This is a genomic window from Blastococcus sp. TF02-09 (assembly GCF_003319105.1).
Classification (GTDB): domain Bacteria; phylum Actinomycetota; class Actinomycetes; order Mycobacteriales; family Geodermatophilaceae; genus Blastococcus.
Window position 1 is genome coordinate 154,578 of the sequence record NZ_QOHH01000009.1, and the last position, 15,979, is coordinate 170,556.

Here is a 15,979-nt window from a genome sequence, read left to right on the forward strand (position 1 = left end):
GGGGGCTGCGGGATGGCACGACGACGTGGACGGTTGGGCGACGGACTGGCGGTGCTGTCCGGCGCCCGGCCCGACGTGCTCGAAGCGGTGCCGGGCGCCCGCGCGAAGTTCGTCGCCCTGGGCGGGGTGCTGCTGTCCACCGGCGGGCTGGCGGTGCTCTCCGCCGCGTTCGCCGTGCACATGGCGCTGGGCGTGTGGTGGCCGTTCGCGCTGCTGCTCGGCATCGGCTGGGGCTTCGTGATCGTGAACCTCGACCGCATGCTGCTGGTCGGGATGGCGCACGACTCCTCGCTGAAGCGGAATCTGCTCATGGCGGTGCCGCGCGTCGGGCTGGCCCTGGTGCTGGGCATCGTGATCTCCACGCCCCTGACGCTGCAGATCTTCCACAAGGAGATCGACACCCAGGTCGTCGCGCTGCAGGCCGAGGCCTCGGACGAGTTCAACCAGGGCCTCGACGACGACGCGCGCTTCGCCGGCCTGCCCGAGCTGCGCGAGAAGGTGGCCACCGAGCAGGCCGTCGTCGCCAGTGGGGGCACGTCGGCCGCGGACCTCGCGCCGCTGCAGGGCGAGCTGGCCGCCGCGCAGGCGGCCTACGACGCCGCGCTGGCCACCCAGCGGGAGCTGTCGGCCCGGGCCCAGTGCGAGCTGGACGGCACCTGCGGCACCGGGGACGCCGGCACGGGCCAGGCCTACATCGAGGCGCGGGCCGCGGCCGACGCGCACGCCGGCCTGGTCGACGCCGCCAAGGCCGAGCTGGACGCCGCGACCGTCGCCATCACCGCCGGGGCGTCGCGCAGCATGCAGCAGGCGACCGCCGACCTGGAGACCGACCAGGCCGAGCTCGCCCGGCTGACCGAGCAGCAGACGGCGCTGCAGGCCGCCTTCGACGAGACCAACGCCGACAACACCGGCATCCTCATCCGGCTGCAGGCGCTGTCGGCGCTCAGCGAGTCCAACGCCACGATGGCGATCGCGCACTACATGCTCGCGCTGCTGTTCATCTGCATCGAGCTGCTGCCGGTGCTCATGAAGATGCTGCTCAACTTCGGCCCGCGCAGCACCTACGACCGGCTCTCCGACCTGCGCGACGACGGCGACCTCGAGGTCGAGCAGCTGCAGCAGTCGGCGCGGGTGGAGGTCGAGCAGGCGGTGCAAGACCTGCTGGTGCTCGCGGAGAAGGAGCGCGTGGACCGGCAGAAGGAGCAGGTGCTGGCCCGCCGCCGGGCGCGGCTGGCCGCTGCCGTGGCCGCGCAGGAGACCCCCGACGTCCCGGCGCCGCGCACCGAGACGGTGCCGGAGGACGCCGGCCGCCGCATGTGGGACACCGGCCCGATCATCGGGCTGGCCCGCGAGGCGGCGTCCCGGACCGTGCGCACCATGCGCCGCCGCCCCGACGTCCGCGAGGTCGAGACCGTCTGAGCGGCCGGCGCGAGCGCTGTGACGATGACGACACGCTGAGCATGTGCTGGGCACTCGGCGCGCGATGCGGCGTACGGCGCCTCCGCGTGTCAAGGTGCTCGCTCCGATACCGCACGACGTGAGGCCGAACTCGATGAGCACCGACGACAGCCAGCTGACCGGCGCCGCTCCCACCGCGACCCAGCCGGTGCCCGGCAACCCCGGCGCGCCCTACTTCGGCGGTGCGGACGCCCCGGCCGGGGAGCCGTTCACCGGCCCCGAGAACGACTCCGAACCGGGCTGGTTCGAGCGCAACGCCACGCTGGTCATCAGCGTCTCGGTGGCCGTCATCGCCGTCGCGGCCGCGCTGGTCACGCTGTTCTTCTACCGGGAGTCGGTGGACGACCAGAACGCCGACACCGAGGAGGCGGTGACCGAGTTCATCGAGGAGCAGGGCCAGCAGGTCCAGAGCGTCCGGTGCGACGACGGCTCGTGCTCGGCCATCGTCGACGGCGCCGCCTACTCGGTCCTGGTGCACGAGGACGAGGACGGCGACCAGACCTTCGGCGTCGCCAACTACAACGGCAACTGACCCGCGCGTCCGCCCCGTGCGCGATGCGGCGGCGCGGCGTCGGCTAGACAGAGCACATGACTGAGGTGACGAACTCCGACGCGGGCTGGCTCTCCCGGGAGGACATGGACCTGGCCCGCGAGCGGCTGCCGATCCTCTACGTCGACGTCGTGCCGGTGCGCGTGGACGCCCAGGGCACGGCGATCGCCGTCGGCCTGCTGCTTAGGGCGGGCGAGGACGGGCAGATCAAGCGGGCCCTGGTGTCCGGTCGGGTGCTGTACCACGAGCGGGTCCGCGCGGCCCTGCTCCGGCACATCGAGAAGGACCTCGGGCCGCTGGCGCTGCCGCGGGTGCCGCCGGCGCCGCAGCCGTTCACCGTCGCCGAGTACTTCCCGACGCCGGGCGTGACGCCGTTCCACGACCCGCGCCAGCACGCCGTGTCGCTGGCCTACGTCGTGCCGGTCGAGGGGGACTGCGCCCCGCAGCAGGACGCGCTGGAGCTCACCTGGTTCAGCCCCGAGGAGGCACGCGACCCCGGCGTGCTGGCGGAGCTGATGAACGGGCAGAGCACCCTGCTGCTGCAGGCGCTGGCGTACCTGGGCGTCTGAGCGCCGCCAGGGTCAGACCAGCTCGGGCACCCGGAGGCTGTGCAGCACGACCTCGAACTCGGCCTCCTCGGTGACCATCACGCCCCGCGCGCCGGCGAACTCGTCTCGCATGGCCGAGATGGTGTCGCGGGTCGCGTCCAGGGCGGCGCGGTCGGCGTAGACGGTGGTGACCGAGCCGTGGCCGGTCCGCCGGTCGACGAGCAGGCTCAGGCTGCAGAAGCCGGGGAGGTCGTCCATGCGCGGGACGATCTCGCGGCGGAACGCGTCCAGCGTCTCGTCGAGCACGGTCGGGTCGGTGCGGCTCCACAGGACGCGGGCGCACGAGTCGTCGGTCGCGGAGTGCAGCCGGTGCATCGTGGCGATCTCCCACTCCTGCACCTGGGTGTCGCGGGTGCCGAACCGGTCCGCGGCGCGGCGCCGCATCTCCGTCACCTTCTCGCGGCTGCCCGCCAGCGCCTCCGCGGTCGTCCAGCCGGTGGTGACGATGCACCGGCCGGAGGTGCGGTCGACGAGCAGGGACAGGCCGGTGTAGCCGTCCATCCCGGCCACGGCGGGCATGACGTGGTCGCGCACGTCGGCGATGCCCTCGTGCATGCGCTTCGGCTCGGCGGTGATCGTGGTGGTCCGGGCGTACATGACGCCCCCTTCCCGGGACAGGCGCGGCGCCCCTGCGGCGTCGCCGCAGGCGTCATCGTTCTCAGCTGGCCGAACGTGGTCCACGGACCAAGGTCACCGGTCGCGCGGTCTCGACGCTCAGCGGCTCGGGACCCCGATCGCCGCGGTCGCGGGCAGCAGTTCCGACCGGGCGCTCGTGACGAACTGGTCGCGGGCGGTATAGAACCGTTGCTGGGCCGCTTCCGCCTTCTGCGAGGTCTTGGTCGTCACCCTCTCGACTGCGTCGCTGTACTCGATCAGCGCATCGAACAGTTCGCGGCCCTGCTCGCTCAACGCGGCAGTAGCGCGCAACTGGAAAGTCGTGACTTCAGCGAAGACGTCTCGCCAGGTCGCGAGATAGGTGGAGCGGGTGGCCTCGAGCTCCGCGTCCGCCTTGTCCGCCAGCAGAACCCAGTAGGTGCGGCACGCCTCCGCATGAGCTGCGACGAGCCGGAGGAACGTCTCTGCTGCGGCGCGCCGGGTCTCCATCCACGCATCGCTTTCACGGTCGAACCGTGCCTGGCCTTCCGCGTCTCGCTCGCGCTCCCACTGGCGCTCCTCCGCCGCCGCCTTGGCCTCACGATCCTGGCGCGCCAGCTTGCTTTGGTGCCGGTAGGTCAACACAGAGCCGAGAGTCGTCCCGGCGAGGGCGAGCACGCCACTTGCAATGATCGCGAACATGCTCGGTCCATCGGCATCACAGCGACGTTCATCGAGTGTCGCCCGACGCACGCCACTCCCAGGGATGAGCGCGTGGCCGAGGCAGCGCGCGCGAGGGCCGGCTTTCGGGAGGAGACATGGCGCTCGGTGATCTGCGCGGCGACGTCGTCGGCGTCCAGCAGGCGCGGGGGGCGGTGCCGGCGCAGCCGGGGCTCTACGCGTGGTGGGCACGACCGGGCGCGCTCTCGGGAATCACCGGCCCGGCTCACCCCGTCGGCGAGCGCGAACTGCTCTACGTCGGACTGGCCCGGAGTGCGCCGTCGTCACGGGCCACCTTGCACAGCCGGGTCGTGGGCAACCACATCCGCGGGACGACCGGGCAGTCGACCCTGCGGCGGACGCTCGCCTCGCTGCTGGTCGAGCAGGAGGGCTGGCGCAGCCGCTTCACCGACCGCCCTCTGCTGGTGCCCGAGGACGAGCAGCGACTCACCGCATGGATGGAGCAGCACCTGGCGCTGAGCTGGGCGGTGCACGAGCAACCCTGGACGGTGGAGGCGCGGGTCATCACGGAGCTGGCACCGCCGCTCAACCAGTCGGCCAACTCCGCTCATCCGCTGTACCCGCACGTGCGCGAGGCCCGGCGCAGGTGGCGGGAGGCGGCACGACATGCACCGACTGAGCAGCGCGGCTAGGGCGGGCGGACGCGTAGCCGTGGCCGTGGGAGGCCACCTACCTCGGTGAGCGGTCAGGCGAGCAGGGCCGGAGTGCCCACCGCCGGGTCGAACAGCGTGGCGACGTCGGCCAGCGGCGCGGGCCTGCCGTAGAGCCAGCCCTGGCCGAAGCTGCAGCCGATGGCGCGCAGCTGGGCGTCCTGCTCCGCCGTCTCCACGCCTTCCGCGACGACGTCCAGACCCAGGACGTGGGCCATGCCGACGATGCTGCGCAGCAGCGTCGCGCGCCTCGGCGAGGTGTTGATCGTCGCGATGAACGACGAGTCCAGCTTGAGGATCACGACGGGCAGGGTGTCGAGGCGGCTGAGCGAGGAGTAGCCGGTGCCGAAGTCGTCGATGGCGATGCCACAGCCCAATGCCCGCAGCTTGTCCAGGGCGGCGACCGCGGTCGAGGACTCGGCCTCCACCAGGCTCTCGGTCACCTCGATCACCGTCTCGCTGGCCGGCCAGCCCGTCTCGGCGAGCACCGCGCGCACCCGCGCGAGGTAGCCGGGGTCGGACAGCTCGGACCCGGAGACGTTGACCCCCAGCCGCAGGCGGCGTCCGGTGGTGGCGTGCAGCTCGGCCAGCTGGGCGCACGCCGACCGGAACACGTGCTCGCCGAGGCGCGGCATGAGCCCGTGCCGCTCGGCGGCGGCGACGAACACCTCGGGCGACACCTCGCCGCGCTCGGGGTGGGTCCAGCGGGCCAGCGCCTCAACGCCGACGATCGCGTCGGTGCGCATGTCGAGGATCGGCTGGAAGTGCACCGCCACCTCGCCGGCGTCGAGCGCGGCCCGGAGGTCGGAGACGAGGTCGGCGGAGTTGGGGCCGGCGCTGAGCGCGCACCGGCCGCGGCCGGCCGCCTTGGCGGTGTAGAGCGCGAGGTCGGCGTGGCGCATGAGCTGGGCGGCGCTCTCCCCGGGCTGGTGCTCGGCCACGCCGCACGACGTGCCGATCTCGGGGTGCCGGGCCCGCAGCTGCTCGACGAGGGTCAGCGCGGCGGGACCGCGCAGCCCGGGGAGCAGCAGGGCGAACTCGTCGCCGCCGTGCCGGGCCAGCGTCGCCGTCGGCGGCAGCGCCCGGCCCCACAGCTCGGCGACCTGGCGGAGGACCCGGTCGCCGGCGTCGTGACCCTGCCGGTCGTTGATCTCCTTGAAGTGGTCGAGGTCCAGCAGCGCCGCCGACATCGGCTCGCCGGTGCGGGCCACGCCCCGCATCAGCTCGTGCAGCGCCTGGTCGAAGCCACGCCGGTTGACCAGCCCGGTGAGCGGATCCCGGTTGGCGCTGGAGGCGCGCAGCACGAGCCCGCGGGTGACCACGCTCAGGCCCAGCACCATCGCGTCGAGCGACAGGGCGATGGGCACGGCGACGTCGCCGCGCACCAGCAGGCCGGCGGTGAGCCCGCTGAGCGCGAGCGCCGTGTGGCCGATGGCGAGCGGCAGGCTGAAGAAGAAGCAGGCGGCCATGGCGAGGAAGCTGGTGAGCGCCCCGATCGCGAGCGCCGTCGGCACGTCGGGACAGAGGACGACCCCGGCGACGACGACGACCGTGGCCTGCAGGACCGCGATGTGGAAGGCCGGCCGCGGCCAGCGGCTGCCGAACCGGAGGACGACGCCACCGGCGGCGAGTGCGGACACCGCCAGGCTGCTGACCAGCGCCCGCTCGGCCCACGGTGCGTCCGCGCCCAGGAGGGCGAGCAGGGTGGCGCACCCGCCGAACAGGTACAGGGTCCCCAGCGCCTGGGTCATCACGCGCGGGGTGGCGACCTCGGGAACTGCCGACCACTTCATCCCCAGGTGATCGGTCGGGTCGACGGAGTCGTTGATGACGCCTCCCTCAGAGGGGTGGTGCGGCGCGGCCTGTGCTTGACCGCAGGCATCCAGGGTCTGCCCGCCGCGAGAGCTCCGCACGCGGAAGCGTTGGGCGCCACAGAACTCAGCTGTGGGACGCCGCCAGCCGGGGGACCAGCTCCGCTCCGGCGGCCCCGGTGAGCGCGGAGCCGAGCACCACCGACCACGACAACGGGTCCAGCGGCGTGCACCCGAAGAACCGGCTCAGACCGGGCGTCTGCACGATGGCGACGAGCACGGCCAGGGAGCCGGCGACCGTGGCGAGCACCAGCGGGCTGCGCCGGCCCATCCACGCCGTCTGCGCCAGCTGGGTGGCGATCAGCGCGGCCAGCCCCATGGTCCCGGCCCGTCCGGGGAACACCGGTGTCGCCTTGCCGATCGCCCACGCTCCGGTGGCGCCGGCGGTGGTCGCCGCCCCGCGGACGACGACCATGCGCCGCACCGCGTCGGTGAAGCCGCGGTGCGGGCCGGCACGCAGCACCGCGGCGAGCGGGTGCCCGGTGAGCGGACCGTCGTCGTCGGTATCGGTGACCTGCCGGGGCGCGGCCACGGCGACGGCCAGCGCGGGGAACATGTCCGTGAGCAGGTTGACCAGCAGCAGCTGCCGGGTGCCCAGCGGGGAGCGGCCGCCGACGGCGGTGCCGAGCACGGTGAACGCCACCTCGCCCGCGTTGCCGCCGACCAGGATGGACACCGCGTCGCGGACCCGGCCCCACATCGCCCGGCCCTCGGCGATCGCGTCGACCAGGCGGGTGAGGTCGAGGTCGGTGAGCACCAGGTCAGCAGCGGTGCGCGCGGCCGGGGACTCCGCGCCCTCGACGCCGACCCCGACGTCGGCCAGCCGGATCGCCGCGGCGTCGTTCACGCCGTCGCCGGTCATCGCCAGCGTCGCGCCGGCCCGCCGCAGCGCCGCCACCAGGGTCACCTTCTGCTCGGGGGAGAGCCGGGCGAACACGGCGGTGCCGGCGACCATCCGCGCCCGCTCGGTGTCCGACGCGCGGGCCAGCTGGCTGCCGGTGACCACTCGGTCGGCGTCCGGGATGCCGGCCTCGGCGGCGATGGCGGCGGCGGTCTCGGGGTGGTCGCCGGTGGCGACGACGACCCGGACACCGGCGGCGCGCAGCTGCTCGACCGCCCGCACCGACGACTCCCGCAGCGTGTCGGCCATCCCGACCAGCCCGCGGAAGGTCAGCCCGTCGGCCGCCGCGTCGCAGTCGGTCGGGACGCCGTCGACTGCGCGGTCGGCGACGGCGAGCACCCGCAGCCCGGTGCCGGCCAGCTCCTTGACCCGGTCGCGCACGTCCGGGGCGTCGGTGCAGCGGCGGAGCACGACCTCGGGCGCCCCCTTGACGACCAGGCGACCGTCCCGGACGGCGACGGAGAACCCGCGGCCGGCCGCGAAGGCCAGGCTCGCGTCGGGGGCGCCGTCCCACGCGTCGCCGGCCGCCTCCAGGACGGCGCGGTCGGTCTCGTGCGCGCCGTCGTCCCCGTTGCCCATGCCGGCGGCTGCCAGTCGGAGCAGCTCGTCCTCCGACCCGTCCTCGGGCAGCAGCCGGGTCACCCGCAGCCGGTTCTCGGTGAGGGTGCCGGTCTTGTCGAAGCAGACGGTGTCGACCCGGCCGAGGGCCTCGAGCACCCGCGCGCTGCGCACCACCGCGCCGCGCCGCGACAACCGGCGGGCCGCGGCCTGCTGGGCGACCGTCGCAACCAGCGGCAGCCCCTCGGGGACGGCGGCGACGGCGATGGCCACCCCCGAGGCCACCAACTCGCGCAGCGGCCGGCCCCACAGCACGCCGAGCAGGGTGACCGCCCCGCCGCCGGCGAGGGTGAGCGGCAGGACGGAGCGGGTGAGCTCGGCCAGCCGGGCCTGTACACCGGCCGGGGGAGCGGCGCCCCCGGCGGCCCGCGCGGCCCGGCCGGCCTGGGTCGCCTGCCCGACGGCGACGACGACGGCCCGCCCGCGCCCGGCGACGACCGTGGTGCCGTCGAAGAGCATGCAGCTGCGGTCGGCGACCTCGGCGCCCGGCGTCGGGGGCAGCGACTTGGCTACCGACAGCGACTCGCCGGTCAGGCCGGACTCGTCGACCTCCAGGTCGTCGACCTCGAGCAGCCGGGCGTCCGCGGTGACGACGTCGCCGGCCTCGACCAGGACGACGTCCCCGATCCGGACGGCCGACGCGGGCACCTCCTCGGAGAAGCCGTCGGTCTCGCGGCGCACGGGGCTGTCCTGCTCGAGCAGCAGGCCCTCCAGCACCGTCTCGGCGCGCAGCCGCTGCAGGCCGCTGACGAGCGCGTTGATGACGGTGACGCTGCCGACCAGGATCGCGTCGGTGGCGTCGCCCAGCACGGCGGTCGCCGCCGCCCCCGTGGCGAGGACCGGAGTGAGCGGGTCGGCGAGCTCGGCGGTGACCGTGCGGGCGAACCGCGCCGGCCCGGAGACGACGGGGTGGGCGCGGACGGTGGCGACGGCGGCGGCCGCGCGGCCGGTGCGCCGCTCACCTCCTGCGGGCAGGTCGGCCAGCCGGCGCAGGACGTCGTCGGGCTCCAGCGCGTGCCACGGGGTGTGCACGGTGGGCGCCGGCACGGGGCGGCGGGCGATGCGGGCGCCGATCCAGGCACCGGTGGCCATCGTGGTGGCGGTCGCCCACTTGCCCGGCGTCGTCGCCTTGCGCTGGCCGAAGCGCGCGCTGCCCACCGTGGCGAGCAGCCCGCCCAGGACGTTCCCGGTCAGGGCGGCGCCCGCCGCGCGGCGGCTGAACGCGCGGGCCTGCCGTGCCGCGGCGACGACCCGGCACGCGTCGGCGAGACCGGAGGAGGTGACCAGGTCGGCACCCCAGGCCGGCGCCCGGCCGTCGAGGACCGGCGCCACCGCGACGTCGGCGGCGAGCAGCGCCGGGCCGTCGACGGCGGAGACGACCAGGACGCCGTGCCCGTCCTCCTGCAGCCGCCGGACCGTCGCGACGAGCGGCTCGTCGGCGGGGGCGACGTCGTCAGCCAGCCCGGCGATCTCGCCGGCGCCCACGTGCGCCGAGAGGACCAGCCGCAGCCCGGCGTCGCCGGCCGCGGTGAGCAGCGCCTCGGCGTACGGGTCGAGCTCGGGTGCGACGGTGACGGTGCCGACGCGGCGGCGGCCCTGGAGCAGGGAGCGGACCTCGCCGCCGGGGACGTGCGCCGTCGTGCGCGGGGGACCGAGCCGGACGCCGTCCTCGCCGGCGCTGCCGAGGAGGTGCGCGGCGGCGGTCCAGACGGCGGCGTCGTCCCAGCCGTCCGCCGACGCCGTGGCCTCCACGACCACGGGCGGACCGGTGCACAGCGCCGCGCCGTCGACGAGCACGGTGTCGACGCGGTCGAGCCTGCGGTAGGCCGAGCCGTCGAGGGGGAGGATGCCGCGGCGGGCGAGCAGCAGGCCGAGCGCGGCGGCGAAGGACTCCCGGCCCAGAACGGCGGCCTTCGGGGTGAGCGCCTTGAGCAGGTCCGCGGAGCGCCCAGGGCGGCGGGTGAGGGCGAGCACGCCCAGCGCCCCGGCGAGCTCGGTGGGCTCCAGGCGGGCGCGGTAGGTCTCGACCGGACCGCGCGGCAGCGGGCCGGGGCGCGGACCGGGCGGCTGCTCGGGCTCGGCGGTGCCGGCGTCGGGCTCGGGCAGGCAGAGCTCGCGCTCGCGGCGGCGCCACACCTGGCGGCGGGCCCGGATCTCGACGGCCTGCTCGATGGCGGCGACGGCGTTGAGCGCCGGCACGGTGGGGCTCTGGGTCAGGGACTGCAGCAGCGCGCCGGTGCCCTCGAAGAGGAGCTCGGTGCCGACCGGGCCGATGCGGTCCGACACCGCCTGCTTGAGCCAGTGCTGGGTGTCGATCAGCGCCATGAGCAGGGTGGCGTGCCGGGTGAGCGGGGGGATCGGCAACGCCCTGCCGAGGACGGCCACCCCGACGGCGGCGGTGTCGACGGCGGCGGCCGCGACCGCGGCCAGGAGCGGCTCGAGGTCGGCGGGGTGGTCGGGCCGCTGCGGGAACACGCCGGTGCCGCCGCGCGCCTGCTCGATCTCGGTGACCACGCCGACGACGTCGTCGACACCGACCTGCCTCGAGTCGACGGCGACCAGCACCCGGCCGAGGGCGTCGTTGACCGTGGCCCAGTGGACGCCCTCGAGCCGTTCGAGGTGGCGGCGGATCGCGGCCGTGGCGCCCGGTGTCCCGTCGTCGGCGGCGAGCTCGATCTGCAGGTGGTCCTTGTCGCGGTAGACCCGCCGGGTCGAGCGGGCGCTCGGCGGCTGAACCATGCCCTTGGCCGTGTGGACCAGCTCGTGCAGGTGCCCGCCGGGGATCGGGTCGGCGCCGGTGACCAGCGTGCCGACCGCTCGCGTGGTGTGCACCGCCGCGCCGTGTGCCAGGTACCGGGAGCCGTCGATCCCGGCGCGGGCGACGCTGCGGGTGAGCGACGCCGTCCCCCCGAGCAGGCTCACGCCGGCCGCCATCGGGACGGCGGCCAGTGCCGCGGTGGCGCCCACCAGACCGGCCGCCTCGCGGGCGGCGTTGCCGGCCGACGCGATGCGGCGGAGCAGGGCCATGGCACCCCCGGTGGAACGACGGTCACCTTGAACGGTACGTCGTCGGCCGGTCATCGGCAGCGGCTCCCGGCGCGCACCCGGTGCGCGCCGGCCGCCGTCGGTCAGGCCATCTCGGGAACGCGCAGGTGATGGATGGCCAGCTCCATCTCGGCCACCTCGGTGACGTCCATGCCGGTCTGCCGGCTGAACTGCTCGCGCATGCCCCGGACCGCCTCGGCGGAGCCGTCGAGGGACCCGCGGCTGTCGTAGGTGGCGGTCAGGACCCCCATGCCGGTCTGCCGGTCGACCATCAGGCTGACGCTGCAGAAGCCGGCGATGTCGTCCAGCCGCGGCACGATCCCCGTGCGGAAGGTCTCGACCATCTCGTCCAGGCGGGCGGGGTCACCGCGGGTCCAGGTGACGCGGCAGCACGCGCCCTCGGGTGCCTGGTGCGCGCGGTGCAGGAGCGCGATCTCCCATTCCTGGACGTCGAAGCTGCCGCCCAGCGCGTCGGCGGCCTGCTGGCGCATGGCACGGACGGCGTCCCTGCTGGCGCCCATCGTCTCGGCGGAGTCCCAGCTGGTGGTGACGATGCAGCGGCCGGAGTCGCGGTCGCAGAGCATGGACAGGCCCATGCACCCGGGCATGCTCTGCACGGTCGGCATGACCTCGTCGCGGACGTGGGCGATGCCGTCGTCGATGCGCTGCGGGTCGGCCTGGACGGTGGTGGATCGGGCGTACATGCCGCCCTCCTCTCGGAATGGCGCGGCGGTGCCCCGGCGGCGTCGCCGCGCCCGCCATGCTGCTCGCGTCGGCGGCCCGCCGACAGACCCCTGTGCGCGACCGGCTCAGCCCAGCTGGAACGGGTCGCGGGTGGCGCCGGTCAGCTCGACCCACACCGACTTGGTCTCGGTGTACTCGTCGACCGCCTGCAGCCCGTTCTCCCGGCCGACCCCGCTGCGCCCGAACCCGCCGAACGGCATGTTGGGTGCGACCACCCGGTAGGCGTTGATCCACACGGTGCCCGCCCGCAGGCGCGCGGCCACCCGGTGCGCGCGGTGCACGTCCGTGGTCCACACCGAGCCGGCCAGCCCGTAGGGGGTGTCGTTGGCCAGTTGCAGGGCCTCGTCCTCGGTGGTGAACGGCAGCGCGGCGAGCACCGGCCCGAACACCTCCTCGCGGACGACGGTGCTCGCCGGACCCACGCCGGTCACCACGGTCGGTCGGACGAACAGCCCGCCCAGCGCGTCGTCCGGACCGCCGCCGCAGGCGAAGCTGCCGCCCTCCTCCCGCGCGCTGCGCAGGTAGCCGAGCACCTTGTCGTACTGCGGCCGGTTGGCGACCGGGCCCATCTCGGTGTCCGCCGCGGTCGGGTCGCCGAGCCGGATCGTCCGCGCGCGCTCGGCCACCTTCGCGACGAGGGCGTCGTGCACGTCGGCGTGCACGATGAGCCGCGAGCCGGCCATGCAGGTCTGCCCGGTGGCCGCGAACACCCCGGCCACCAGTCCGTTCGCCGCGGCGTCGAGGTCGGTGTCCGGGAACACGATCTGCGGGCTCTTCCCGCCCAGCTCCAGGGTCACCCCGTTGACGTTGGCCGCGGCCGCCTGCGCCACCCGCACGCCGGTCGCCGTCGACCCGGTGAACGCGACCTTGTCCACGCCCGGGTGCCCGGCCAGCGCCGCGCCGGTCGCCCGGTCCCAGGCGGTGACGACGTTGAGCACGCCCGCCGGGAGGCCGGCGTCGGCCAGCACCTCGGCGAAGGCGACGGTCGAGGCGGGGGAGTGCTCCGACGGCTTGACGACGACGGTGCAGCCCGCGGCCAGCGCCGGCGCGAGTTTCCAGGTGAGCAGCAGCAGCGGCGAGTTCCACGGCGTGATGGCCGCGACCACCCCGACCGGCTCGCGGCGGGTGTAGCCGAAGTAGTTCGGGTTGACCGGCGGGATCGTGCGGCCCTCGAGCTTGTCGGCCAGCCCGGAGAAGTAGAAGAACCACTGCGGCAGCGCCGCCATCTGGCCGCGCATCTCGCGCAGCAGCTTTCCCGAGTCCTGCACCTCGAGCAGGGCGAGCCGCTCGGCGTGGGCGGTCAGGGCCTCGGCGCAGGCGCGCAGGACCGCGGCGCGCTGGAAACCGGTCATCGCGCCCCACTCGCCGTCCAGTGCGCTGCGGGCGGCGGCGACCGCGACGTCGACGTCCTCCGGGCCGCCGTCGGCGATCCGCGCCCAGGGCCGGCCCAAATACGGGTTCTGCGACTCGAACGTCCGGCCCGACTTCGCGTCGACCCGCCGTCCGTCGACGAAGAGCGGGAACTCCTCCAGCCGGACCGGTGCGACCGTGGCGGTCATCCGGGTCTCCTTCGCCGCTGTGGGGGGCGCCAGACTACGACCTCCGGGCGCCCTCGGGACCCCGTCCGGGACGCCCGATCTGCGAGGGTGGGGCGGTCGGAACGGGCAGGGGGCGCGAGCGGTGGAGCACGACGACGTTCTCCGGGCGATCGAGCAGCGCGTGCTGTGGCTGGCGACGGCGATCGTCGACCACGCCAACCGCGTCCGCCCCAACCCGGGCGGCATGAAGGTGGGCGGCCACCAGGCGTCGAGCGCCTCGATGGTCACGATCATGACGTCGCTGTGGCTGGAGCAGCTGCGCGCGGACGACCGGGTGTCGGTGAAGCCGCACGCCTCGCCGGTGCTGCACGCGCTCGAGTACCTGCTCGGCTCCCTCGACACGCGCTACCTGACCACGCTGCGCGAGTTCGGCGGCCTGCAGAGCTACCCGTCGCGGCTCAAGGACCCGGTGCCGGCCGACTACTCCACCGGCTCCGTCGGCATCGGCGCCACCGCGCCCATCTGGGGCGCGATCGCCCGCCGGTACGTCAACACCCAGCTCGGCGCGGGTGGCACCGGCCGGCAGTGGTCGCTGGTGGGGGACGCCGAGCTGGACGAGGGGGCCGTGTGGGAGGCCGTGCTCGACCCGATGGTCGCCGAGCTGGGCGAGGTCGTGTGGGTCGTCGACTTCAACCGGCAGTCGCTGGACCGCGTCGTCCCCACCATGGGGTCGGACCGGCTGCAGGGCATGTTCACCGCGGCCGGCTGGCAGGTGCTCACCGTCAAGTACGGCCGGCTGCTCGAGGAGCTCTTCGCTCGCCCGGGCGGGGCCGCGCTGCGCGACCGGATCGACGCGATGGCCAACCCGGAGTACCAGCGGCTGCTGCGCCGCACCCCTGGTGAGATCCGGGCGACCCTGCCCGGCGACGGTCCCGGCGCGGCCGAGATCAGCAGGCTCATCGGGGACGTCGACGACTCCACGCTGCTGGGCGCCGTCCGCAACCTCGGCGGGCACGACCTGGCCGCGCTGCGGGAGGCGTACGCGCGGATCGACGACACCCGGCCGACACTCGTCATTGCCTACACGCTCAAGGGCTACGGCCTGGCGATCGAGGGGCATCCGCAGAACCACTCGGCGCTGCTCACGCAGGCCCAGCTGGAGCAGCTGGCCGATGACCTGGGGGTCGACCCGGCGGACCCGTGGCGGACGTTCGACCCCGGCACCGAGCCCGCCGAGCTGCTGCGGGCGGCCGCCTTGCGCCTCCGGCGCGCCGACTCCGTCGCCGAGCCGGCCCCCGACGTCCCGGCCGACCTCGGCCGCACGCCGCACGGCACCGCGACCACGCAGGCGGCGCTGGGCCGCACGCTGCTCGACCTCAACCGCGCCGCCCCCGAGGTGGGCCGGCGGGTGGTGACCGTGAGCCCGGACGTCAGCTCGTCGACCAACCTCGGCGGGTGGGTGAACAAGGTGGGCGTCTGGTCGCACGAGGACCGGCGCGACTGGTTCGCCGACGACGCCGAGACGATCCTGCACTGGCGCGAGAAGCCGACCGGGCAGCACATCGAGCTGGGCATCGCCGAGACCAACCTGGTGGGGGCGATCAGCGAGCTGGGCGTCACCTGGAGCCGCTGGGGGCAGCCGCTGCTGCCGATCGGCGTCCTCTACGACCCCTTCGTCGAGCGGGCGCTGGAGCCATGGTCGTTCGGCATCTACGCCGGCGGCCAGTCGATCCTGGTGGGGACGCCGTCCGGGGTCACGCTCGCCGCCGAGGGCGGTGCGCACCAGTCGATCACCACCCCGTCGATCGGCCTGGAGCAGCCGGGGTGCGTCGCCTACGAGCCGGCCTTCGCCCTCGACACTGAGTGGTGCCTGCTCGCCGCGATGTCGCGGCTCGGCCGGCCGGACGGGTCCTCGGCCTACCTGCGGCTGTCGACCCGGCCGGTCGACCACGCGCTCGCCGCGATCCCTTCCGACGGCGCGGCGCGTGCGGCGCGTCGACGGGAGGTCGTCGCGGGGGCGTACCCGCTCCGGCGTCCGGACGGCGCGGTGGTGACGCTCGTGGGGATGGGGGCGGTCGTGCCCGAGGTGCTCGAGGCGGCCGACCGGCTCGGCGCGCTCGGGCTGCCGGCCGACGTCGTCGTCGTCACCAGCCCCGGGCTGCTCTTCCGGGCCGTGCAGGCCCGGCGCGGGTTGGGCGACGCGCCGACGGCGGTCCTGGACGACGCCTTCCCGGCCGGGCGTGCGGCGCCGATGGTCACCGTGCTCGACGGGCATCCGCACACGCTGGCGTTCCTCGCCGGCATCCGGGGCGTGGAGGCGACCCACCTGGGTGTGACCCAGTTCGGGCAGAGCGGCGACCTCGCCAGCGTCCACCGGCTGCACGGCCTGGACTGCGACACCGTGGTCGGCGCCGCCCTCGACCTGGTCGACTGAAGGCACGCCGAGGGTCCGGGTGCGGGGCCCGAGGGGCGTTCTCGCCTACCGTGGGAACGACGTCGCAGGGCTGGTGTCCATGCCGCTCTGCCTGCCGCGGGGCGGGACGTCATCGGGTCCGTCATCCACCTGCAGGGAGCCTGGAGCTTGTTCGGCACGTCGTCGTCCGGGGCGCCCCGCGCGCTCTCGACCGGGCATCTGCTGGCCGACTGCGAACGGTGGTGCCG

General features: G+C 74.9%; 11 protein-coding genes. 5 read left to right on the top strand and 6 right to left on the bottom strand.

Annotation, left to right across the window (positions count from 1 at the left end; all coding sequences use genetic code 11):
- Positions 1-33 precede the first annotated feature (33 nt).
- From DQ239_RS14845 to DQ239_RS14855, 3 genes are all read left to right on the top strand, one after another.
- Complete coding sequence (locus DQ239_RS14845; protein WP_233489275.1) at positions 34-1,419, top strand: DUF4407 domain-containing protein; 1,386 nt, start codon at positions 34-36, stop codon at positions 1,417-1,419.
- 133 nt (positions 1,420-1,552) lie between these two features.
- The gene (locus DQ239_RS14850; RefSeq protein WP_113835190.1) at positions 1,553-1,990 is read left to right on the top strand and encodes a hypothetical protein; all 438 of its coding nucleotides are present in this window, start codon (positions 1,553-1,555) and stop codon (positions 1,988-1,990) included.
- A gap of 56 nt (positions 1,991-2,046) precedes the next feature.
- Positions 2,047-2,577, top strand: coding sequence for an NUDIX hydrolase family protein (locus DQ239_RS14855; protein ID WP_113835191.1), 531 nt, complete (start codon positions 2,047-2,049; stop codon positions 2,575-2,577).
- Positions 2,578-2,589: 12 nt separating this feature from the next.
- On the opposite strand, the gene DQ239_RS14860 is transcribed toward DQ239_RS14855, so the two are convergent.
- Both DQ239_RS14860 and DQ239_RS14865 read right to left on the bottom strand, forming a co-directional pair.
- Complete coding sequence (locus tag DQ239_RS14860; RefSeq protein WP_113835192.1) at positions 2,590-3,213, bottom strand: hypothetical protein; 624 nt, start codon at positions 3,211-3,213, stop codon at positions 2,590-2,592.
- A gap of 117 nt (positions 3,214-3,330) precedes the next feature.
- The gene (locus tag DQ239_RS14865) at positions 3,331-3,912 is read right to left on the bottom strand and encodes a hypothetical protein (protein ID WP_113835193.1); all 582 of its coding nucleotides are present in this window, start codon (positions 3,910-3,912) and stop codon (positions 3,331-3,333) included.
- A 116-nt stretch (positions 3,913-4,028) separates the two neighbouring features.
- Between DQ239_RS14865 and DQ239_RS14870 the strand changes: the two genes are divergently transcribed.
- Positions 4,029-4,583 (top strand): GIY-YIG nuclease family protein, encoded by a 555-nt coding sequence (locus DQ239_RS14870; RefSeq protein WP_113835194.1) that lies wholly within the window; start codon positions 4,029-4,031, stop codon positions 4,581-4,583.
- A 53-nt stretch (positions 4,584-4,636) separates the two neighbouring features.
- On the opposite strand, the gene DQ239_RS14875 is transcribed toward DQ239_RS14870, so the two are convergent.
- From DQ239_RS14875 to DQ239_RS14890, 4 genes are all read right to left on the bottom strand, one after another.
- Positions 4,637-6,394 (bottom strand): bifunctional diguanylate cyclase/phosphodiesterase, encoded by a 1,758-nt coding sequence (locus DQ239_RS14875; RefSeq protein ID WP_113835195.1) that lies wholly within the window; start codon positions 6,392-6,394, stop codon positions 4,637-4,639.
- Positions 6,395-6,539: 145 nt separating this feature from the next.
- The gene (locus DQ239_RS14880; RefSeq protein WP_113835196.1) at positions 6,540-11,018 is read right to left on the bottom strand and encodes a cation-translocating P-type ATPase; all 4,479 of its coding nucleotides are present in this window, start codon (positions 11,016-11,018) and stop codon (positions 6,540-6,542) included.
- A 101-nt stretch (positions 11,019-11,119) separates the two neighbouring features.
- Positions 11,120-11,740 carry an antibiotic biosynthesis monooxygenase gene (locus tag DQ239_RS14885; protein WP_113835197.1) on the bottom strand — a complete coding sequence of 207 codons (621 nt, stop codon included), beginning with the start codon at positions 11,738-11,740 and terminating at the stop codon, positions 11,120-11,122.
- A gap of 105 nt (positions 11,741-11,845) precedes the next feature.
- Positions 11,846-13,339 (bottom strand): aldehyde dehydrogenase, encoded by a 1,494-nt coding sequence (locus DQ239_RS14890; protein WP_113835198.1) that lies wholly within the window; start codon positions 13,337-13,339, stop codon positions 11,846-11,848.
- A 121-nt stretch (positions 13,340-13,460) separates the two neighbouring features.
- On the opposite strand from DQ239_RS14890, the gene DQ239_RS14895 reads away from it, so the two are divergent.
- Positions 13,461-15,752, top strand: a complete 2,292-nt coding sequence (locus tag DQ239_RS14895) for a pyruvate dehydrogenase (RefSeq protein WP_199583035.1) — start codon at positions 13,461-13,463, stop codon at positions 15,750-15,752.
- Positions 15,753-15,979: the final 227 nt, after the last annotated feature.

Excerpts from the sequence above, each read along its gene's own strand:
- DQ239_RS14850 (WP_113835190.1), top strand. The coding sequence starts at position 1,553 with ATGAGCACCGACGACAGCCAGCTGACCGGCGCCGCTCCCACCGCGACC.
- DQ239_RS14855 (WP_113835191.1), top strand. The coding sequence starts at position 2,047 with ATGACTGAGGTGACGAACTCCGACGCGGGCTGGCTCTCCCGGGAGGAC.
- DQ239_RS14860 (WP_113835192.1), bottom strand. The coding sequence starts at position 3,213 with ATGTACGCCCGGACCACCACGATCACCGCCGAGCCGAAGCGCATGCAC.
- DQ239_RS14865 (WP_113835193.1), bottom strand. The coding sequence starts at position 3,912 with ATGTTCGCGATCATTGCAAGTGGCGTGCTCGCCCTCGCCGGGACGACT.
- DQ239_RS14870 (WP_113835194.1), top strand. The coding sequence starts at position 4,029 with ATGGCGCTCGGTGATCTGCGCGGCGACGTCGTCGGCGTCCAGCAGGCG.
- DQ239_RS14875 (WP_113835195.1), bottom strand. The coding sequence starts at position 6,394 with ATGAAGTGGTCGGCAGTTCCCGAGGTCGCCACCCCGCGCGTGATGACC.
- DQ239_RS14880 (WP_113835196.1), bottom strand. The coding sequence starts at position 11,018 with ATGGCCCTGCTCCGCCGCATCGCGTCGGCCGGCAACGCCGCCCGCGAG.
- DQ239_RS14885 (WP_113835197.1), bottom strand. The coding sequence starts at position 11,740 with ATGTACGCCCGATCCACCACCGTCCAGGCCGACCCGCAGCGCATCGAC.
- DQ239_RS14890 (WP_113835198.1), bottom strand. The coding sequence starts at position 13,339 with ATGACCGCCACGGTCGCACCGGTCCGGCTGGAGGAGTTCCCGCTCTTC.